Raw genomic sequence first — 22,008 nt, 5'->3', positions numbered from 1 at the left:
CTATTTTCCGCGATATTTTTTCAAATCAGGTAATTCGTCAAGGGTAATAACCTTTTCATGGTTATATACCTTGTTAATCATATATTTCTCGTTATATTTCTCCGAAAGCGTATAAGTTTTATTTAAAACCATAAATTCTCCGCTCCATATTCCGAAATATGACCACACCGTTCTGTCCCTGAATGCCAGATCGGGATCGAAAAGGCATCCGTTTTCGGTCATTGCTATAATTTTTCTTGTACCGGTCCATTCCAAAATCTCGTTAAACTTAGGTGCCTGAGAACTGTACACTTTTTCGCCGGGATATATATCAATGCCGACAATGTCGACATACTCGTCACCGGGATACCATTCAGGGTCCTGTCCGTTCCATACCCAGATCAGATTATGAATGTCGTGGGTATTTGTAAGGCGGTCATAAAGCAGCTTGTAAAGCTTTTTATACGGTTCGGGCCCCGAAGCCCCCCACCAGAACCAGCCGCCGCTGGCTTCATGCAAAGGCCGCCATAAGACCGGCACATCGGCATCCTGAAGTCTCATCAATAACTGGGCAATTACGTCAATATCGCGTATCAGCAGCTCATATCCCTCAGGGTCTTCGCCGTCCATTATTGCCCTCAGATCAATATTCGTGGCCTCTGTGTAAAAACCTTTCCACCAGGGCTTGTCCGGTGTGTTGTACAGATATCGTTCGGGTGCGTTCCAGTGCCAGCAGAATGTTACAATCCCGCCTTTTTGCGAAAATTCAACCGCGTATTCAACACTTTTTCCAACCGAGCCGTAAGCCGCCCTTGACGGAGTGTAATCAATGAAATCAAGTCCGAGCATGGCGGGATATTTGCCCGTTGCCTGATATATGGCTTTGAATTCAGGCCCGTTGAACCCCTTTTCGCTGTATTGTCCGGATATTATATACTTTCCGTACACATCGGCCAGATACCGCTTCAGTCTTTTCGTGCTTTTTGTAGCTTTCGGATCAACGGTTTCATACGATACTTTGTACACATCGTCACCCGGCGGTGAAGCCGAAGTTATCTCCAGCGCATCCAGGCGAATCCACCCCCAGGACTTAACCAGTTTAATCTTCTGTCTTCCTTTTGGTAAAAACACCCCATTCAATACCGAGTTCTGAAAGTCATCGCCGTTAATCTTTATCACTCCTACCTGTTCATCGTTAATATATACATAATTTTCCTTGTATCCTCCGTAAGCGGAACTGATAAAGTTCAGGTTATAAAATCCGTCCTCCGGAATAAAAACCGTAAACGTTATAGTATCGTCATCGTCTTCAATTCCGGTTAAATAGCCGTTTCCCGAAAAACCCGGATGACTGTTTTCCACCCTCACATTCCCCGTTGTAACGGCTATATCCTCAGCTTCAAGAAAAAGTCTGAAATTCTCACCGCTTCCCGTATTCTTCACTCCTTCCGACAAACCTTTTTGCCTCCCGGTGCCGTTTTCGGTACCGCAGCCGGACAATACAATGAACATAATCATTATTGATACAATTTTGATATTAAGCCTGTTCACAGTACTTTCCCCCCACTTGTGGCCAGGAAGAACGGTTCGGCGGAAAATTCATCCGGTCAGGCTGCGGCATTCCAAACCGCCAATACCGCAACCTGACGGTTTTCATAAGTTTTCATTTTTTCCAGAAGGCATCAAGAGCGTCCTGCAATACCGGTTTTGCAGCCTCGACAGCCTGGGATACGGTCTTGTCCTTATTTACGACAATCGGCCACCAGATGGTTTCCCCAAAATCAAATCCGGGCAGATTCATCCATAAATCCAGTTTAAGATTTTTTCCGCATTCATAGGCCATTTCCACATCTTCCAGCCTCTGAAAACAGCTTTCAAACCATGAAGGATCATCCCTTAAGGAGGTATCGCCCTTGTGCCAGTTCATAAATTCCTCAAAAATCTGGAACACTTTGCCTGCATCCTTTACGCCCACCGGGATCATATACCAGTTGCCAGATACCGGGCTGTAAACCTTTTTGTCGCTGCTCGGCCCGAAAGGATAAGGTACAATGCGGTATTCAAACGGCAGTTCCGAACCTTCCTGCAGCGCCGCATCCGCTTCCTGCTTCAATGCCCAAGCCTGCGCAGTCCACATCATAACCTTGCCATCGGACCATGCCAGCAGGTTGTCATTCCAGTCCTCGGCATTCCACGGTCTTGCAGATTTGTCTATGTTATACATCTGGTTAATTAACTCAAAAACCTCCACGGTCTCTTTTGAGCTCAGACCTTCCTGTTTTCCCGCCGCTATCGAACCGTTGTTGTTCATCATCAGACCGTTGACAAGATCGGGGAATACTCCGCCAAACCCATAAACATCTATCGTCCCGTCATTGTTTGTATCTCTTGTTCCTGCTATGGCATATTCCCTGAATTTTTCCCATGTCCACTGACCTTTCTTGTAAAGTTCCTGCGGATCCTCCAGACCCAGTTCTTCCATCATTGTCCAGTTATATCCCAAATATATTCCGCTCATCGGAATCCCCTGTTCGGCGAACAGGTATGTACCGCCCAGTTCTTTTGTTTCCAGCGGTTTTAAAACAACTTGTTTGCCAAACAAATCGCTGTATTCCGGAACTATATCCTCCAGCCTCTGGGCCAGACCGTTCGCAACAGCCGGGATACCGAACTGAAGATCTGTCAGATAAATATCGCATTCTGGCGAACCTGCCGCAATTGATGTGTTTATGCTTTCAATAATGCCGTTCCACCCAAGGTTTACATATTCAATCCTGCAGTTGTATTTTTTCTCAATTTTTCTGACATTATCAAGCTTCATCTGCGCCGTTTCGGCATTGCTCATTCCCGGGTCATCGGTTATTTTTGTGTGCGCACTGGTATAGTAATAGTCCCACCATATCCCCACTTTAATTGTCCTTCCGCCGAAATCAAACGCCGGGTATGGATCCTCGTCTTCTGCAGTCTGTTCAGCAGGTTTTGTTTCGTTTTCGGTTGAAACAGGCTCTTTACTGCCATTGTCTGTCACGCCGGTTTTGGTGTTGGTGCCAATTGACGCGGTATTCTTTGATTCCGGTTTCCCGCACGATGCAAAAACAATCAGCATCGTAAGCATCAACAAAGCTGCAATGACCTTCCTGCAGTTTTTTTTCACAAAAAATCCCTCCCAACTTATTTTTATTTCATACAGACACGAGGTCTGCATCATCCCACAATTCCGCTTCTTTCTATACCTTCTACGAAATACTTCTGCAAAGTGAAGTAGATGAACAGAATTGGCAGAAGAACAAGGGTTATTCCTGCATACACTGCCAGCTGCGATATCAGCGGATCTTTGACCTGGTCCGCGAACTCAACGGTTGCCTGAAGAGTGGAAAGCCTGAAAGTGAGGATATGACTTGTCGGCATTGAAAACAGCCTTGCATAGAACATATCGTTATACTGCCATACCATAGAAAACACTGCCACTGTTATAACCGCAGGCATGGCATTGGCAAGCATTATGGCAAAATATGTATACCATGGGCCAGCGCCATCGATAAAGGCTGCCTCTTCAATCTCTTTAGGCAATCCCCTGAAAAACTGGCGGAAAATGTATATAAACAGTCCAGATCTTAAACCTGTGCCGAACAGCGTCATAAGATACATCGGTGTTTCGGAGGAGAGTAAATTTGCGGCTTCTCCCGTGACAGCCTCAATTATCCCTAAAACATCCCATTTTCTGAAATGCTGATACAGCGGAAGCATGATAACATGGGCCGGAAGAACAATTGTTACAATTACACAGCCAAATAAAAGTTTTTTCAGCGGAAAATCAAACCTTGCAAAACCGTAGCCCACCATTGAGCAGACAAAAATCTGGATCAGCGTAATGGTGACAATATAAACCAGAGTATACCCCAGAGTGCGGAAGTAATCGAGGCGGACAAAAGCCCGTCTGTAATTCTCCAGAGTGGGGTTCAGCGGAATCATGAACACCGACGGATTATATACATCCGAGCCCGAGAAAAAGGAATTGCTCACTATATTGATTACCGGACCCAGTATTATATACGACATTCCGATAATTATTACCGCCCTGAAAACTGAAAAAAGAACCAACTTTACCCTGCCAAAAGCTCCTGATCTGAAAGTTACGTCGTGCGCCTTTTCATTTATCTTCCTGTAATAAACCATGACATTCCTGGCGTTCAAGGTTCCTCTTCCTTTCCGGATATTATTTCTTTTAGGTCTTATTGTCTGCTTTATCAGTTGTAATAGAATGTCTTTCTTGAAATCAAAGCGCTGACGATTACCAGAATAAGACACACAACTGCGGTGCTGAGGGTGCTCATTGCAGCGCTCAGTCCGTAGTCATAATTTGTGAAAGCCACTTCATACGCTAAATCAACCACTTCACTGTTAACAAAGAAATCCACTATTGTATACACTACATTTGTCAGTATCAGCGGTGAGACCATCGGAAAAGTTATTTTCCAGAAGGTTTCATAAGCCGTAGCCCCTTCTATTTTGGCACATTCATAAAGCGATCTCGGTATTGACTGTAATGCGGCAAGGAAAATGATAATTTGCACGCTTGAAGCCCGTACTATTTCGAATATTCTCGCCACAAGTCCTGTAATATAGTCCACCAGTGCCACCGGCAACCCCAGGTCTTCAAATATGTACAGAAAATAATCGATATTTATCTGATTGGTCTTGGACAATTCGGCAATTGTGGCACTCGCCCCGCCGGTTATGTTCCTCGTTGCCTGTTCGAGGCTCTCAAGGACCGCCCCCGACCCCAGAAGTATGGGCAGGAAAAAGATAATCCGTACAATGCCCCGGCCTTTAAACTTTGTATTGAGCAAAATGGCCATAAACAAGCTGAAAAATATAATGAACGGTATGTCTATTAAAACATCTCTGATGGAGTTTACAAGTATCTGGTTGAAAGTTGCATGTTCCAGCAGCGCATACCTGTAATTCTGCAGTCCTATATAGGTTGCCCGGTATCCCCCGATTTTCATGATTTCAATTTTGCTCAGCGAAAACCGCACATTCAATACCAGGCTTCTGACATAATAAACCAGGAAACCTATCAACCAGGGCATTATGAACAACAGTCCTGTCACCGCTCTTTTCTGACTTAATGTAAATCTGATTTTCCTTTTCATCCCCCGACCTCCTTAATGGCATATCCCCTGGCCGGAACCGTCATATTATCCGCGATTGCATCCTCATTGTTTGTATTTACATAAATCGCCACACCATTGTCATATGTGATCCTTTTGACGCCCTGTTCAAGGACTTTGTGCTCGATAATGTGGCTGCCTGTTGTACGCTTCAATATTTCATTGACCCTGTGATATATATCTGCCGCATCTTCAAGCCATGTTTTATAAAAAGTGGAATAAAGGCTGTTTAACCCGGAATACTTTATTTCGCTTGAATTTTTATACGACAGTGTAAAACGCGGGTATAAACCGAATTCTATAAGCCGAAGTATTATATCCTGTTTGTCATAGCTGTCGCTTAAATTTATTGCACTTCCTGCATAATCGATACAGCCGTGTATCACCATCTGGTAAAAGGGAATTTCCTCATCCACTATAAAAAAACCGTTATGATTCGACGGAACGTCCTCAATATCGGTGGCATAGGCCCACGCGTAAGAATTTGCCGCCCTTATCATTATATTTTCCTTTGCGCCCGACAGCTTCCTTAACTGTTCCATAACAATCTGTTTTGCTTCCTGCCTGTTAATCGGATTTCTCCTTCTTTTGTCGGATGCCACTGTGCTGCCCAAATCCCTCAGCGAAATACCCGATATATTTACTTCTTCAATCCCCGATCTGAACTTTTCTACATGGCGCACAAGAAATTTCGGAGAAGCTATATTGTAGTTGGTCTCCGGATAACCGAGACCCCCGGTTTGCCTCAATGTGGCGGGATTAACCCGCCCGAGGGAAACCACAAACCCCACATAGTATTGCGAACTTTCCAGCCTCCAGTTATAATTGTCAGCTTCAAAGGAAACTTTCTGAAACGCCACGTCGCCGAAAAGTTTCGAGCCCATTCCGGCAAGCTTTCGGTTTAGTTTCTCCAGTTCTCTTTTACCGCCCAATATTTTTTCAACTTTTACCCTTCCGGGCACATCGTGATAATAACCGCCGTTAAACCATCCAAGGTAATTCACTCTGAGATTGGTAATGTCTCTCTCCGCCAATTCATCGATTATTATCCCTGCCTCTTCAAAAGTAGTCATCGGGTATACTCCCATGTAGGGAACCCCAAGAAAGCTTTTCTGAAGCTTAACTCCTCCGACTATATCCAGGTAAAAGGGAATGGAATCCTGCTTTTCATCTTTTTTTCTCAAAACTCCCCTGTTAACAAGTTCATTGCGGTAATAGTTCGCCATTCCCGAGTAACTGGCGTTTTCCCGTTCAAGAAAAGCGTATGTGACGGTATAATTAATGTCATATATATCTTTTTCAAGGGTGGGCAAATCGGCCGACACCCCCGTTACCCCAAATACCGAAACTTTTTCCGATCCTCTCAGCAGAAAAGACGGATATACGTAGTTATAACTGTTAATATTGCCCGAGACATCGGCAACTATCGCCGCCATCGTGTCCCCGCCGGTGATTTCGGCAAATATTGCGCTGTTTTCTCTTTTGATACCGAAAACAGGCATCATAGCATTTACGGTGTCTTCAACAACGGTATATGACTGCGCGGTTTCATCCACACCGTAAACATACTGCATATATCTCTCGGTTTTCTTCCCGTTGTTGAAGTAAATAAGCGAGCCCGAGCCGTTTGGTACAAGAATATATCCTTTTTCATTCGTTCCAGCCGCTCCGAAAAAACACAGAAGGTCTATTCTCTCAATTTTACCTTTTCCCGTTTCCTTAATCCGGCCTGCGGGAATTGAGACCTGCAGCTTATCCCCTATCAGCCGGTATTCCAGCGGAATCGTAAACGTGGTCGGTTCCTGGAAATCGCCTGCAGACGCCGTTTCGGCGTCGTAATAGAAATCATCCCTGGTGTACCCTGCCTGCTCGAAAAGCTTATTCAGCTTTTGCAGCCCCACTTTGCTGCTCTTCGTCCCCGGTGTAAGCTCCATAAACCCTTCAAGGGTCTCAGATTTTCTGTAACTGCTTCTGACTGTTCTTGCATCGGAATCGCTGAGCTTGCTGAGCACTTTTTCTTCAAGCCTTTCTTCGCTTATATACGGCGGCACGATCCCCGTCGGACTTTCCATGTTTCCAAGCAAATATATGTACCTGATACCATTTTCGAGCGACTCTATCTCAAACTGCCCTCTTTCCACGCTGTAGTCATAATTATACATCGTAGCCCGTGTCATCGTGCTGTCGTAGTACGTTACAACCAGCTGGGAATTCAAAGCCGTTTTGTTCCTCTGGCTGGCGATCTGATCTTCCTCGCGGTCGGGAGGGTTGGAATAGACAATCTCCCCGTTTCTCTTGTCATATACGGCAATCTCGGTAGTTTCAGTGTCGGTATAAAGTTTCAGAAATTCGGTTTCGGCAACCAGAACCATGCCGTCTACTGAGGGATTCCTGTCTTCCAGAGGCTTAAACTCCTTTCCCTCTTCGTAAGCATAGTCAGCCAGGCATTCTTTGTACTCGTCGTAAAAGAAATAGTGTATGCAAATGTAAGCCATATATCCCGACATCGCGACTAAAACCGCCAATATTGGTATAAGATATATCTTGCCTTTTCTGTTTTTCATTACGCCCACCTACAATTTCAGAATTATTTCGGTATACAGGCTGTATAAGAATGTGTAAACCTGCTGAAGCAGATACAGCAGCAGTAATATGATGAAAATTATAATCAGCAGCGCAATAAAGCTGAGAATAAGTGTTATCACCGTCTTTCCGAAAGAATAGTTATGTATTGTCATAATGCCGATTATTGCAAGTATTACGGTGAATATCACCGAAACGTTTATTAACAGGTAGTACAGTCCTTCTTCATTCTGGGCCACAAACCACGAAATAACCGTGGCAGGTACAAACGTAAGAACCATAGGAAGCATGGAATACCCCAAAACTATAATAATATCCTTAAACCTTCCCTCGCCTTCCATCAGGCTGGTTATCGACCAGTTGGAACAGGCCAGAAGAAGCACTGCGAAAAATATGCCCAAAACTTCCCTCCGGCTGTCAACGGTGCGGGGATTTATATAATTCACCACAAACCCCGCGTACCGTCTGTTCAGCGAATATGACAGCCCGAACAGGAACACCAGCAGCAATGCAACCGGCACGCTTCCCTTATCCCGGTGCCTTATTTCATAAAAACCGTCAAACGGATGGAACATGCAATAAAACGGATACATCAGCTTTTCCCTGTTTATCATGTTACAGCCCTCTTTCTGCCGTTAGCAGCCTTGATTTTCCTCACCAGCGAGAAAACAAACCTTGCGAGTACCAAAACCACTATACCCGTAAATATATAACCAAGATTGTCCTCGAGAATATCATCCCTGTACCTTTTATAGGCAATGGAATAATATTCCCTGTCCATTCCCAGCCTGAAATACTCCATTGCCTTTTTGTTTTCCCCTGCCGCAAGGTATGATTTTCCGATCCCTACATATGCCAGTTCATAGTTTGAGTCAAGTTCCAATACCTGTTTCCACAGTTCCACCGCCGAAGCTTCGTCTCCGTCATATCTCAGTTTTACCGCTTCGTTAATGAGATTACCGTACCTTGTTTCCACAAAGGTCATAATCTCGCCGCGGTAGGAATCCAATACCAAAATCCTGTCTCCGTCAGCTTCTATCGCCACAGGATTCTTAAAAGTGCCTTCCTGGCTTCCCCTGCCTCCGAAAATATACAACAGGTTTCCCTCATCATCATAGGTAAATATTCGTCCTCTCGTAAAATCCAGAATTGAATAAATCCCGGACCCACGGTATACCACGTCCACAATTCTCGAAGCGCCTGAATAATCGCCTGAAAGTCTCCAGTACATGTCCCCGCTTAAAGGTATTTCGCCGGTTACATTTCGCGTGCTCTTCTTAATGACATCCTGGCCTTTCGGGTTAAGCTTTCTTACCGACTGTTTCCCGTCGGCATCGATATTCGTAGCATACACAAACCCGTCATCATCAATGTCCAGACCCGTAAATTCAGTCGGGATAAACTGGATTTGTTTTTCCCTCTGTTTTTTGGTGGAAAATCTTCTCCATATTTTTTCATAGGTGCTTATCGTAACTTTTATGGTACCGATAAATCCTGTGAAGTTACCGTTTTCGTCAAAAGCCATAATCCCCTGAAACATATTCTTAGCGACAACATACACCCTTTCAGCATAGTCCGTGACAACCTTAAGGGGCGCAAAAACAAAGTCTTCAGGCAGAACTTCGGAAGTGGGATTACTGATTATTCTGTTTAAAGTTCCGTCCTCATTAAGTACTACTATCCGGAAATTGTTGGTATCGGCTATATACAATTTGTTGTCGGAAGTGACGAATATACCGTGGGGAGCATTGAAGGCATCGGTTTTCCCGCTGTTTTCAAAACTGTCAATAATACGCTCCAGCTTCATTCTCTCATTCAGTACCACTATGCGGTTGTTGCCGGTATCGGCGACATAAATCCTCCGGTCATCAGCCACGAATATGTCCTGCGGATTATTAAACGGACCGCTTCCCGCACCTGTTCCGGAAACGTTCCCTGCGGGTATGTACGCTGCCGGGGTATAGTATATATAGCCCCAGTAATCATAGTTATAAGTATGGTAAGGAACACTTGAAACAGCCAACGCAGGAACGCATTCCGACACCGTTATTAAAATGATGGCCGTAATCACCCAAATTTTTCTCATCATCTTTCCCTATTCCTTCATTCCCGATGTGGTCATGGTTTCAATTATGCTGCTCTGGCATATGATAAAAAACGTAATAGGTATCGCGGCAATAATCAACGTAACCACTGCAGCAGCTCCCTGCCTTGCAGGGCCGCTGTTTACAATCTGCAGTAACGCGTACTGCAGCGGTTTTAGCTGTTCATCCCGCAGAAACTGGCTCCCCGTGTTTCCCCACATGGTCTGGAACTGCAATACCGCCAGTGTAAGCCATGCGGGCTTTACATTCGGCATTATTATCGACCAGTAAATTCTGTACTCGCCCGCCCCGTCAAGCCTTGCCGACTCTATTATTGAATCGGGGATTTGTTCCATAAACTGTTTCATCAGATATAATCCGAGTCCGTATGAAAACGCAGGCAGAATAACAGCCCAATAAGTGTTGTTGATGCCGAGTTTCGAGATAATCAGGTAGTTTGGCACCTGCGTCACCTGCCAGGTAAACATAAGCGACAGTACAACTATATTGAACAGCAGATTTCTGCCCGGGAAATCATGCTTAGCCAGCGGATAAGCAGCCATCGATGCAAATATTACATGTCCAAGGGTTCCTCCGCCCGTGATTATTACCGTGTTCAGTATATATCTGCTGAAAGGCACCCATGAGTTTGCCATAAGTACCTTAAGGTCAGCAAAGTTATCAAGGCTTGGATGCCTCGGAAACAATCTGGGTGGATACCTGAACAGTTCGTCCAAAGGTTTGAACGCGTTGCTCACAACAAAAACCAGAGGTATGGCCATGAACATACCGCATATCCCCATGAATATAAACAGGGTTACGTTTCCCGCCATCGATCGGTTCAGGGCTACACGGCTCTTAAGTATTTTTTTGTGCGTTTTTTTATCGCCATAAGCCCTTATCATGTCATGTTCCTACCTTCCTTATCATTCTCTGGACCACTTTGTTCGAACCAACCATGAGAATGAACAAAACATTGGCTATGGCCGATGCATAACCCATCTCGTACCTAATTGAACCATAGTCCATAAGGTGGGTTACTATCGTGGCACCGGCATAATTTACGCTGGGATTTCCCGCCAGATTAATCGATATATCCGCAACGGCAAAAGACTGAGTAATCTGCATCACAGCCCCAAAAAGCAGCTGTGGCCTCATCGAGGGAAGTGTTACATACCAAAGTTCCTGCCACCGGTTTTTTATTCCGTCTATTGCCGCCGCTTCATACAATGTCCTGTCAATTGTTTGAAGTCCTGCAATAAATGTTAAAAATCCTGTTCCGAGGCTCAGCCATAACTGTACGATAATAAGAAACATCAGGACATATTTTTCGGTCTTCATCCAGATTTTTTCCTGATCAATCAAATCAAGGCGCAACAGTATTCCGTTTAAAATTCCGTATTTGTCACCCCTGAGTATCAGATTCCATACCACATAGGCATTTCCTGAAATGGACGGTGCGTAAAAAATCAGGGTTATGAAAGCCCGCAGTTTCCCTTTGAATTCATTAATAATCCATGCGAAAAGAAGACACATCATATAGCTTATCGGGCCTGTTACAACCGCAAATATCAGCGTGTTTTTTATTGCAATCCTGAATATGTCGTCATTCAGAAACAACCTTATGTAATTGCCCCAGCCTATAAATTTCGGCGGCTCAAGAACATTGAAGTTGGTAAAGCTCAAAGCCATGGACATAATAACGGGCAATACCGTGAAAGTAAAGAAAAGGATAAAATACGGAGCCACCAAAACATAGGATGCCTTATGCTTTTTAATTCTGTTAATCAGCGACCATTCAGCCGAAACTCTGGCCTCAGCCGCACCGTTCAAAGACACTTTCGCCGATTTACCGGTACTTATGCCTGTTTTCATTATTTTCACCCTATTTCTTTTTCAGGTCATCGTCGGTCGGCAGACCAAATTCTTTTCTCTTGAAGGTTATTTCGTCATTTACGTACCTTACATATTCGGTCAGTGCTTCCCTCGGCTGCATCTTGTTTTTGTCCTCTGCTATAACCACTCTGTAAAAAGCGTTATTTACATTTCTCCAGGTGTAATAGCTTCCCGGCACCTGAGGTATTCCTTTCAGCCATTCGAACTGGCTTTTCAAGGCATCATAATCCTCGGTAGGCCACGGAAGGCTTTCGAAAGCTTCAATATTTGCGGTGGGATGCCTTGCCGCAGCGCCCATCAATGCTTCCATTTCCCGGCCGTAACGAATTTGAGTTTCTGCAGAAACCCACCATTTCATAAACTCCCATGCCGCTTCCTTATCCTTTGCCCGGCTCATCATAATAACCGCCGATCCGGCACTTGGTACGGAATGATCCACCGTACCGTCCTCCCTGACCGTGCCGGGAACCATCGTAAATCCCCATAATCCCTTGATATCGGGTGCCGACACCTGAAGCTGGTTATACAGCGTATAGTCGGCAATCACAATCGGCGCCTCTCCGGTTCTGAAACGCTGATCCACTGGGGTTTCCCTGTCCAGCCTGTAATCAGTGTAGAATTTACAGTACCCTTTAAAGGCCCTTACGGCAGTATCACTGTTCAGAACCGAAGCGGTGGAATTTTCGTTGTAATACTGACCGCCGCTCTGGTACAAAAGCATTGCGAAAACCTGTTCGGACGGCAGCATTCCGACATCCATCTGATTTTTGCTCAGCACCGAAAGGGCCGCCTTCATTTCATCCCACGTTACCGGCACTTCAAGCCCGAGTTCATCCAATATATCCTTCCTGTAAAACATCATAAGACAGGTTTCGGTTTCAGGAAGGGCAAAAACGTGCCCGTCAAATTCATACGGAACCATTGCGCTTTCCCGAAATTGCCTTTTCACTTCTTCCAGATCGGGGAATTGGGACAAATCCACAACTGCATTTCTCATACCGTAATTTACCGGGATATCACTGGAAACCTGCACTGCCACGTCAGGCCCCTGACCCGCCAGTGTAGCCTGCAAAAGCATCCCCATATCCACCAGTTCGAGGTTTACATTTATATTCGTTTGCGGAGTAAATGACTCATCTATCAGCGATTTAAGAACATTTGCCTGATCACGTCCCGAACCGATCCAAACGGTAATCGTCCTTACATCTTCCCCTTCTTCGGCCACATTGCCTATGGCGTTATAATCAATCACGAAGGAATAAAATAGGGATTTGATGGTGTGGACAATTCTGGCCAACAGCGAATTATTCGGTTTTGGCACTTGAACATCGGGAGAATGAATATATATTGTATCCAGCGCGAGGGGTTGCTCAAGCACGCCCGTAATCCAGTTTCCCAGGGCACTTATGTCAATTTTAAATGAAGTAAGTATTTTGGGCAGTCTTTCAACATCGGCTATTACATAATCAAGCTGTCTAAGCATTGTATTCAGCGCCGCTTCACGATCGCTTCCCGTCCCAGCAACCGCCCTGAGTTCTTCCATCGCAATTGCAAGACTGTTTCTTTCTTTTTTAAGCTCCTCCACTATTCCCGGAATATTCTTTTCAATATGATAGTCCCTGTACTTGTCAGGTTCCACGCCTGTAATACGTATAACCTTTCGATAGATCGCATTAAGATTTTTTACAATGTCTTCCACCCTGCTTACAATGCGGGAAAAATCCCCTAATACCACTTCCATTCTGAGCACGTGTTTCCCTTTTTCAAGATAGAATTTAAAGTTTTCGCCGTTCTCATCACCCAGCGTAATCAATCTCCATCCGCTGTAATATTTGAATCCGTAATCGCTCATTTCTTCAAAAGGGACTTTTCCGTCAATCATTATTTTCCTTGATGTGTAAATACCCCTTACAAAATTCTGTCTGGCGTGCAAGGTTATATAATAATATCCGCTTTCGGGGACCTCAAAATCCCATTCCAGCCACTGACCGACAATTTTCCAGTTGCCGTTGCTTCCAATCGTGTTATTTCTCAATTCCTTCGCGTCATAGGGGGATACTGCAGGAGATGATCTGTCCTGAGTGGGATACAGCATCGGGGAAGATTTCCTGTTTGCGTGCTCTGCTTCAATTCTGACCATATGTCCCGATGTATCGGTAGCTCCCCCGGCGTCGTATTTTTCCTTGACCAGGTCGTACGGGAGTACTTCCCCTGTGTTGCTCAGAATGATTTTCCGGATAACCATCGGCTCCCTGAGGGAGTACAAAGTGATTGTATGAATTCCTTTCCCCAAATAAACGGCAAGTTCCTTTGTCTCATACCCTTCACTGTCGTAGCAAAAACCCGTTATCCACTGCGGCGCTTCCACCTGCCTGGGTTTCAGGTCATTCCCCCTGTTGTCCCTTAGCCATTCATCCCGTTCATTTACAAATATTCTCGGGAACTCCACAAGGCTGAGCTCCCTGTATGGCAATACACCGTCTATGAATATCGCCCTCTGTATGGCGGCGCTTTTTCCTTCAACAGGATAATAAAGTATGGAGATGTTATAAAAACCTTCTTCCTTTATGTCCACCTCATATTCAATAAACCCCTTTTCACCGGTGTATACAGATATACCGTCCATTCCGTGAAAATCGGCGAATTTCCGGACTTCCATACCTTCGACCCGGACATAATCCTTTGCTTCTATTATGTATTCCGCATCGGGTTTCCTTTTAACGTCATAATTTTTTATATAGTCGCTGAAGGAAATACCATTTATATTAATCCCTGCAAGCTGAGACTTATATTCATCGGTTGAAAGATTTGTCCCCGCTGCGGCCATTTGCTTCAGCAATATGGCAGACAAAATAATTACCGAGACAACTGAAACAAGAAAGACTATAAACTTATATACTGCCGTCTTCTTCATTTTTGCAATTCCCTCTTTATACCGTGCAAATATGATGCATTTATTAATGCATTTATCTTTGCAATTTGTATTATAGTACAAAACTGTATAAATTGCAATACCAAAATTGTCAGTTTTAACAATTTTATATGTATATATATGTTAATTATGGTAATTTAATAACATTTATATTTCTGTGCATTTATATTGCAAAATATTATTTTTTATTGTATAAAATGCAACAAAAAAACGGAGTTTTCCTCCGTTTTGTCATTTTTAGTACACAATCAGTCCATATTCCCGTTTTATATATTTTTTTTCGAAGATTCCCGGAAAATAACCTGAACCTCAATGATAACAATTTCTTTCGGAAAATCAGGGTACTGCATCCTCCACATCAGCTGCTGAACCAGTCTTCTTCCCAGTCTTTGCTTCGGCACGCGGACAGTGGTAAGGAACGGTTCTGCCCGTGTAAGGTCTTCAATATCGTCATAACCGGTAACGGCTACGTCCCCGGGGACCGACACTCCCCTGCTTTTCAGATACCTGATGACATCCAGCGCAATGTCATCATTGGCACAGACAATGGCTTCAGGAATATACGGAAAACCATCCAGGGCCGCTTCCACTTCCTCGGCCGCATAATACCTGTTTTTAACGTGGTGCGCAGCAATAATGGAATTATCCGCTTCAATGCCTGCCTCTTCAAGTGCTTTCAGATATCCCTGATAACGGTCATTGATCGTCCTGCAGTAAGTTATGTCGCCAATAAAACCAATCTTTTTCATTCCTCGGGATATCAGATCCGAAGTTATCGCCTTAACACTGTTAATTCCTTCGCAAAGGACTATATCACTGTGGTGGGCGATTGTCTCCACATTCCCCGGCGCATCCAGAAATACGGTGGGAATGTTCTGTTTCAGAATCTTTTCTATGTAATTCTGAGAAAACACGCTTAAAATTATAATCCCGCTTACATCCTCTTCCAAATCAAGCGGAAGAACCAGGTTTTTCTCATCTTCCTCACTGATGAAATTAAGCTGCAGTTTAAAACCGCACCTGTTAAGTTCTTCCGAAATCCCCATAATAATGCTGTTCCAGAAAAGGGAAATTTCCCTCTTGAGCAAAACCACGACTGTTTTAATTTTATCCGAGACGGTACTCAATCCCGATTGTTTCAAAACTGCAGGAGACAATTTGGTATATCCCATCTCATAAGCTTTTTTAATGACCATGCATTTAGTTTCATAAGAAACCTGATCACTGTCCCTGAGCGCCTTTGAAACGGTATTCCTTGACAAATTCAGCTCTCTTGCGATATCCTGAATCGTTACTCTTTTCACCGTATTTTCTCCTTTTGGCTATATTACATTTTGAATTTTACTGTGCAAATAAATTATATTTGCACAATAAAAGTTTACTATAACATTGCATTTTTTGCAAGCAGCTAATATTTATAAAACTTATCTTTATTATCTGTTTTATTTTTATGTGACGGTTAAATCTCACATATAATACTGATATTTACTGAATTTTTCAAAACAAAAAGCAGGGTGTAAAACCCCTGCTTTTAATTTTGCATAAGTTTGCATTTTTATTTTTATTCATAGGTTTCAAAGGCTTTCATTGCCTCTCTGTTTGCCGCATTTGCCTTTTCGGTCAAATCCCGAACAAAATCATGGGCATTTACTCCGCCGTTTATAACCGCATCTTCAACCCCAGCATATCCTTCCGCAAGGAACGTTGCAAAGCCCGGTATCATGGTTCCGCCATACGGAATGGGCTCTTTACAGTGTTCAAGGAAATAATCGAACCATGGGCCTCTGCCGTAAGGATCATCATCCCCGGGGAAGAACTTTCTCACTTCCTGCCATACCTTTTCACTCAAAGTTATCGGAAGCGCGTCAAGCGACAGCCTCGAACCGTCGGGATTCGTGAGGGTGCTATAAGCCTCAAGTTTTGCCATCCATCCCTCTTCGCTCCAGTTCATGAATTTCAGCAGCTCATAGGCTTCGCGCGGATATTCGGTTGCTGACGAAATTCCGCCGAAATCCAAAGTTCCCATTGTGTGCTTGCTTGTTGTTCCCTTGGCCCTTGGCACAAGATAAGGTACATAAATAAGCCCTTTTTCCAGATATTTGTCCTGGGCAAACAGATTGTTAAACGTCCACCATGCGTCGAACTGAAAAGCTATTTTGCCTGAATCCGCAGCCCACATGTTTCTGTCGCCAAAGGCTTTTTCCGCTTCATCCGAACCGAATGGCGGCGCATGATAGCCACCGTTTATCAGTTCAGCTTCAAGATTAATTCCGTCAGCCCAGTTTGTGAAATCAAAAGACTGACCGTCCCATCCAAATTCGCCCCAGCAGTTGTCGTCGGCCGCAACCGGATACCATGTTACAATTCTTCTGTACTGATTGAATCCGTATATGCCAAGTTCCGGCACGGTCATCTTTTTCACATATTCAACCATTTCCTCCCATGTCCAGTCCATTGGCGGCATTTCCACGTTTAACTGTTCAAACAAAGCCTTATTGGCAAATATTGTTTCAGGAAAGAATTTCACAGGCGTGGCCCATTTTCTGTCGGTGCCGTAATATCCAAACCTGCCTTCGTTTATGGTTTTCAGTACGTTATCGGATTCCGGATCGTTTTCCCAATATTCGGTCATATCCCCGAGCAGCTGGTTTGCTATTGCAAAATCGCATTCTCCCAGTATCCAGAAAGCATCAGGCATTTGCCCGCTGGCAACAAGGTTTAGGAGGGCATCGTTATAACCTTCCAGCGGGAGGGTTATAACTTCCACCGTTATATTCGGGTATTTTTCCATGAACCTTTTTGCCAAATGGGTTGTAAGCACCTCATTTTCCCAGGATGCATAAGACAGTGTAATATTTTCGGCAGTCATCGGAGGCAAAGATTTTGCTTTTTTTGTATCTTCATTCTGCGCTGCATCGGTTTCGCCGGAACCTGCGTCACCCGACGGTTGTACTTCAGACACCGCCCGCGTTCTGTCCCCGCCTTTGTCATTCCTATTGCGGTCACATGCTGCAAGCACTGTAAAGCATAAGAACATAACAAGTAAAATTGGCAACGCTTTTTTGATAACGTCCATCGGATAATCCTCCTTTTTGTCGTAATTTTTATCGTTTACCACCGAACTTACGCTTCGGTGATTATTCACCGGTAATCCCTGTTCTGTCAACGCTTTCAACAAAATTCTTCTGAAGGAAGGCGTACATTATCAGAAGCGGAAGTATGGCAAGGAAAGTCCCCGCCATTTTAATTGATTCGTTTATGTTTCTCAGCTGTTCCTGATTCCGCTGGTTATATTGTGCATATATATTCTCGAAATGCTTGAGTTCCACAACCAGCGTGGTCCAGTCATTGGAAGCCTTCGTCCCCACTCCCGAGATATACAGGGTTGTAAGGTAGGATTCATTCCAGTACCATACAAATGAAAACAGAAAAACCACCAATATCGCCGGTGCGGCAGAAGGTATTGCGATTTTCAGAAAAGCTCTGATGCTTCCCGCGCCGTCGATTTGCGCAGACTCAATCAGGGATTTCGGCATCTGTCTGAAAAACTGATAAAATATCAGTATGAAAATCTGTGCATAAAACCCCTGCCCCAAAAGTGCAGGCAAATTGAAGGCGTGCAGGCTTCCGACAAGTTTCAGCTTCGTGAACAGCACATATGTCGGCATCATTGTGACCTGTTTTGGCAGAATGAACGAAAATATCAGTATCGCCATCATTAATTTTTTCCCTTTGAACTCGAACCTGGCAAAACCGTAACCAATCACGGCGCATGAGCATACTTGGATAACGGTGGGAACGACCGCAACAACAATGCTTTTCAGGAATGTATTCCAAAAATCCATTGCCTTTGCGGCGTTAATATAATTATCCAGATACAGACTTGACGGTAACCAGTTGATTGACACATCCAGCAAATCATCCAGTGACATTAGGCTGGTGCTTACCATATAAAATAACGGGTACAAATATATGAAGCCGATGACAATAAGCAGGTAATATCTGAACAACAAGTAAACCAGACCCTGCCTGTCATTTGTTCCTTTAAGGAGCTTTATCATTTTTTCTTTATTTAAAGCCTGAAATAAATTGACCCGTACGCTTTTAACCGTTTTCACCCTGTACACACCCCTTTGGGTTTCTTTCCGGAACGCCTTGCCTGTCTTCTTAAAAGCTTCCTTCTTTCCTTTTCCTCTATTGCTTTCATTTTTTCAAACCTTTTTATCTCAGCCTGATATGTATCCCTGTTTCTTAAAACCAATGCAAAAAATCCCACAATTGCGAGAACGACCACCGAGTACAGCCACGCTTTGGCCGATGCAAAGCCATATCCCCTATTTACTGCGAACATGTCATTGTATATTGAATTAATTATCACGTTCTGCTCATTCCCCGAAACATAAATCACCGTATACACGGCATTAAGCAAAATCATAGGCTTGGTTATCGGCAACGTTATTTTCCAGAAACATTCCCATCCCGAACCTCCGTCTATTTTGGCAGCTTCATAAAGCGAATTATCTATTTTCTGCAATGCAGCAAGAAATATGAGTATCTGAACTCCTGAGTACCACAGGATTAGAATCATGTTGTTAAAAAGGTTCGCAACCGGCTCTACCATAAATGCAGGCAGGTATGTATCCAAAACCCTTATGATTCCCGAAACATTCATCGCCGGTATGCTGGTGGCACCCTGATCGGCCAGTTGAATCATTACAGGCCCGCTTACTACAATAACGGGAAGAAAATATATTGTCCTGAAAAAACCCTTTCCTTTCAGTTTTTCATTCAAAAGCATTGCAATAATGAGAGCAAATACCACAATGACCGGCACGGAAATCAGGGTATTCAGCAAATACCTTATCATATTTTCAATAAACCACACGTCAAGCCTGAACAGGTCAGTATAATTTTTTAAAGCGATAAACTCATATTTTCTTCCTTTCGGGGAAATCTTTACACTGCACAGGGAATAGTAGAATGACTGCCCCAGCGGAATAATCAGGAACGTCAAAACTCCGATTACCCACGGTGAAACAAATAAATACCCAGTCAAAGCTTCTCTTTTTTTCAGCCCGCTGTTCTTTCTTGCAAATACAATTTTTTTCATTTTCCTCCACCCACCACATAAGACATCGGTTCAATGGCATATCCGTCTGCCGTAATTACCCTGTCGGGATTGTAATTCAAATATATTTTCACGCCGTTATCGTAGCTTACGACGGTAAGCCCGTTCGAAAACTGACTGTGGGAAATTATCTTTGCTCCCTGAGTGAGATCGTTTATTTTTTTCAGCTCGTTATAGTACCTGATTATATCGTCTTTGTAGACAGCGAACCTTGAACTGTATATATCCGAAGAATTTGTGTATTGCAGTTTTGCGGGATCTTCATATGTAATGTAAAATGACGGATAAACTCCGGTTTCAACCAGTTTAAGGAAAAATTCCTCCTTGTTTGCCTCAAAATTTACATATTCGGAGTACATCGGGATTAAGCCCTTAAGGGCTATTGTCAAAAACGGCACTTCTTCATCGGTGAATATATAATTTGAAGTACTTATGGGCATATCTGCTATGGCATTGGTATATTTCCACAGGTATGAAAAAGGCTTTTCCATAATGAAATTCAGTTTCCCGCTTAATTCCGAAACGGCAGACTCATAAATATTCGCAGTGTCAACCCTGGTGTAAAGATTCCCTTTATGGGTATATGTAAAAAGGATATTTGTAATTCCACCGAGCATTATGTTTGTTACACCGTTGTTTATGTAGGATTTTGCCGACCTGATCATGACCTGTCTTGTCTTCGCAGGGGTTAAAAACCTGAATTTTTCAAACACATCCTTGTATGTCATTTCCTCATAAACCCGTTTAGTTATCTGTTTTACAACATTAAACGCAGCGTTTTTTATAGAAGGATTTATCCTTAGCGAATCCTGATATAAATAAAATTCAATTCCTGAGCTTTCACATTCCCTAATCAGTGCAGTAAGTTTTCCATTTCCCCCTATGTCACCGTCGGCAGCGTATTTTTCTATGGGCAGCGCATTTATCCCGTCCTTCTGCCACCCCTTGTAAACCGAAATTATATCGGTTACGCCGGCATCTTTCAGTTCTTTGTAAATCTCTTTTATATTGTTCACCGTCGTCATCGTTACATTCCGCTTGAAAATCAGCCAGTTTTCTTTATCAATGCCGAGAAAATCCAGGCGAATCCTGAAATTGTCATGTCTGGGAACGACGATTCCGTGTTTCAGAAGAAAATCGCGGTATTTCAGCGCCAAACCTGTGTAATTCGCATATTCACCCGAAACAAAACAGTACCTTACGCGGATGTCAAATTCATTTCGCCTCTCTTGCCTGGCAATAACATGCCCTTCCCTTTTCCCTGTGGGCTGGATATAAATCTGCCTCAGGATAAATTTCGAACAGATCCAGTTATAATCGGTATACGCACCATTGGGATAAGCTTCTATTTTGGCGCTGTAATCTCCGCTCTCTATAATTCCCAGGTACCCCATTTCTGAATCGGTATGTACCATTCCAAACACCGGTGCCATAATATTTTCTGCTTCATTAACCGACTGGTACCTGTTCATAAGTAGTGACAGGGCATAAGGTTCATCAATGCCTATATTTCTGCCATATACATATTGAGAATAATTCGAGGAAAATCTTCGGTTCTTGTCGTTAAGATATATCATGGCGCCGTTGCCGTCGGGCACCAGCATATAACCCGATCTGTCCCCCATATGCGTATGCCCGAGAAAAGGATAAACATATATTTCCCCTATTTTATACTCATCTTTGTCTTCAACGATTGACCGGTTGGGAATTTCAACAATCAGCTGATCCTCTGAAAGTGAAACATGAACGTCAAAACCAATGCCGTATTCTTCATAGTAAAGTTTCGCATAGAAACCGTCGCCGGTTAATTTCACATCCCTTTCAGCCTCGTCTGCTCCGACCACTACATGGTTCAGGTTAATTCCTTTTATAAGTTTCAGAACAATTCCCGACTTTAAAAAACTCTGCCATCCTGCAATGGCATTGCCACGGACATCTCCTTCCACAACCGATTCCATTATCGCGCCCGTTGTTTTGTCCCTTACGATAACCGACAGTGAATCCTCTTTAAAATACAGCTGGTAATTATCGCTTTCAGCAACAAGTTTATGCCCCTTTATATTTTTTGAAGGCTCAGTAAAAATCACTCCGTCAGGAAGTTTGTCGTCCATTACTGCCCGGTATTTAAGACCGAGCTTTTCATTCTGTGCCGGATATGCCGAAACTTTTGGGTTTATAACAACCGACAGAAAAACAGGAAGGAAAATGGACAATATTTTGCGCACCATATTT

Annotated in this window: 15 protein-coding genes; all 15 read right to left on the bottom strand. The window is 43.6% G+C overall.

Annotation, left to right across the window (positions count from 1 at the left end):
• Positions 1–1,530, bottom strand: coding sequence for a glycosyl hydrolase (locus tag CST_RS05330; RefSeq protein WP_015358819.1), 1,530 nt, complete (start codon positions 1,528–1,530; stop codon positions 1–3).
• A 112-nt stretch (positions 1,531–1,642) separates the two neighbouring features.
• Positions 1,643–3,133: an ABC transporter substrate-binding protein gene (locus CST_RS05325; protein ID WP_015358818.1), complete on the bottom strand. Its 1,491-nt coding sequence runs from the start codon at positions 3,131–3,133 to the stop codon at positions 1,643–1,645.
• 50 nt (positions 3,134–3,183) lie between these two features.
• Positions 3,184–4,173: a carbohydrate ABC transporter permease gene (locus CST_RS05320; RefSeq protein WP_242823596.1), complete on the bottom strand. Its 990-nt coding sequence runs from the start codon at positions 4,171–4,173 to the stop codon at positions 3,184–3,186.
• A gap of 53 nt (positions 4,174–4,226) precedes the next feature.
• Positions 4,227–5,135: a carbohydrate ABC transporter permease gene (locus tag CST_RS05315; protein WP_015358816.1), complete on the bottom strand. Its 909-nt coding sequence runs from the start codon at positions 5,133–5,135 to the stop codon at positions 4,227–4,229.
• Complete coding sequence (locus CST_RS05310) at positions 5,132–7,717, bottom strand: DUF5696 domain-containing protein (RefSeq protein ID WP_015358815.1); 2,586 nt, start codon at positions 7,715–7,717, stop codon at positions 5,132–5,134. Before CST_RS05310 ends, CST_RS05315 begins: the two co-directional genes overlap by 4 nt.
• Before the next feature lie 9 nt (positions 7,718–7,726).
• Positions 7,727–8,350 (bottom strand): Yip1 family protein, encoded by a 624-nt coding sequence (locus CST_RS05305; protein ID WP_015358814.1) that lies wholly within the window; start codon positions 8,348–8,350, stop codon positions 7,727–7,729.
• Positions 8,347–9,825 carry an NHL repeat-containing protein gene (locus CST_RS05300; RefSeq protein ID WP_015484961.1) on the bottom strand — a complete coding sequence of 493 codons (1,479 nt, stop codon included), beginning with the start codon at positions 9,823–9,825 and terminating at the stop codon, positions 8,347–8,349. Before CST_RS05300 ends, CST_RS05305 begins: the two co-directional genes overlap by 4 nt.
• A gap of 6 nt (positions 9,826–9,831) precedes the next feature.
• A complete protein-coding gene (locus tag CST_RS05295) occupies positions 9,832–10,725 on the bottom strand; it encodes a carbohydrate ABC transporter permease (protein ID WP_015358812.1) in 894 nt (297 codons plus the stop codon).
• A 1-nt stretch (position 10,726) separates the two neighbouring features.
• Positions 10,727–11,695: a carbohydrate ABC transporter permease gene (locus CST_RS05290; protein WP_015358811.1), complete on the bottom strand. Its 969-nt coding sequence runs from the start codon at positions 11,693–11,695 to the stop codon at positions 10,727–10,729.
• A 10-nt stretch (positions 11,696–11,705) separates the two neighbouring features.
• Positions 11,706–14,630, bottom strand: a complete 2,925-nt coding sequence (locus CST_RS05285; protein ID WP_015484960.1) for an extracellular solute-binding protein — start codon at positions 14,628–14,630, stop codon at positions 11,706–11,708.
• A gap of 284 nt (positions 14,631–14,914) precedes the next feature.
• Positions 14,915–15,952 carry a LacI family DNA-binding transcriptional regulator gene (locus CST_RS05280; protein WP_015358809.1) on the bottom strand — a complete coding sequence of 346 codons (1,038 nt, stop codon included), beginning with the start codon at positions 15,950–15,952 and terminating at the stop codon, positions 14,915–14,917.
• 257 nt (positions 15,953–16,209) lie between these two features.
• Positions 16,210–17,823, bottom strand: coding sequence for an ABC transporter substrate-binding protein (locus tag CST_RS05275; RefSeq protein WP_144050598.1), 1,614 nt, complete (start codon positions 17,821–17,823; stop codon positions 16,210–16,212).
• A complete protein-coding gene (locus tag CST_RS05270; RefSeq protein ID WP_015358807.1) occupies positions 17,786–18,766 on the bottom strand; it encodes a carbohydrate ABC transporter permease in 981 nt (326 codons plus the stop codon). The genes CST_RS05275 and CST_RS05270 overlap by 38 nt, the downstream gene beginning before the upstream one ends.
• Positions 18,763–19,758: a carbohydrate ABC transporter permease gene (locus tag CST_RS05265; RefSeq protein WP_015358806.1), complete on the bottom strand. Its 996-nt coding sequence runs from the start codon at positions 19,756–19,758 to the stop codon at positions 18,763–18,765. Before CST_RS05265 ends, CST_RS05270 begins: the two co-directional genes overlap by 4 nt.
• The gene (locus tag CST_RS05260) at positions 19,755–22,004 is read right to left on the bottom strand and encodes a DUF5696 domain-containing protein (protein ID WP_242823595.1); all 2,250 of its coding nucleotides are present in this window, start codon (positions 22,002–22,004) and stop codon (positions 19,755–19,757) included. Before CST_RS05260 ends, CST_RS05265 begins: the two co-directional genes overlap by 4 nt.
• Between the last annotated feature and the right edge of the window lie 4 nt (positions 22,005–22,008).

Source organism: Thermoclostridium stercorarium subsp. stercorarium DSM 8532 (assembly GCF_000331995.1).
In the GTDB taxonomy this organism is placed as follows: Bacteria; Bacillota; Clostridia; order DSM-8532; family DSM-8532; genus Thermoclostridium; species Thermoclostridium stercorarium.
The sequence above is the reverse complement of the archived record's forward strand: the minus strand, read 5'-3'. Positions and strand labels throughout refer to the sequence as shown.

Coding starts and splice junctions, on each gene's coding strand:
- CST_RS05305 (WP_015358814.1), bottom strand. CDS start 8,350: ATGATAAACAGGGAAAAGCTGATGTATCCGTTTTATTGCATGTTCCAT.
- CST_RS05285 (WP_015484960.1), bottom strand. CDS start 14,630: ATGAAGAAGACGGCAGTATATAAGTTTATAGTCTTTCTTGTTTCAGTT.
- CST_RS05295 (WP_015358812.1), bottom strand. CDS start 10,725: ATGATAAGGGCTTATGGCGATAAAAAAACGCACAAAAAAATACTTAAG.
- CST_RS05310 (WP_015358815.1), bottom strand. CDS start 7,717: ATGAAAAACAGAAAAGGCAAGATATATCTTATACCAATATTGGCGGTT.
- CST_RS05300 (WP_015484961.1), bottom strand. CDS start 9,825: ATGATGAGAAAAATTTGGGTGATTACGGCCATCATTTTAATAACGGTG.
- CST_RS05260 (WP_242823595.1), bottom strand. CDS start 22,004: ATGGTGCGCAAAATATTGTCCATTTTCCTTCCTGTTTTTCTGTCGGTT.
- CST_RS05315 (WP_015358816.1), bottom strand. CDS start 5,135: ATGAAAAGGAAAATCAGATTTACATTAAGTCAGAAAAGAGCGGTGACA.
- CST_RS05265 (WP_015358806.1), bottom strand. CDS start 19,758: ATGAAAAAAATTGTATTTGCAAGAAAGAACAGCGGGCTGAAAAAAAGA.
- CST_RS05290 (WP_015358811.1), bottom strand. CDS start 11,695: ATGAAAACAGGCATAAGTACCGGTAAATCGGCGAAAGTGTCTTTGAAC.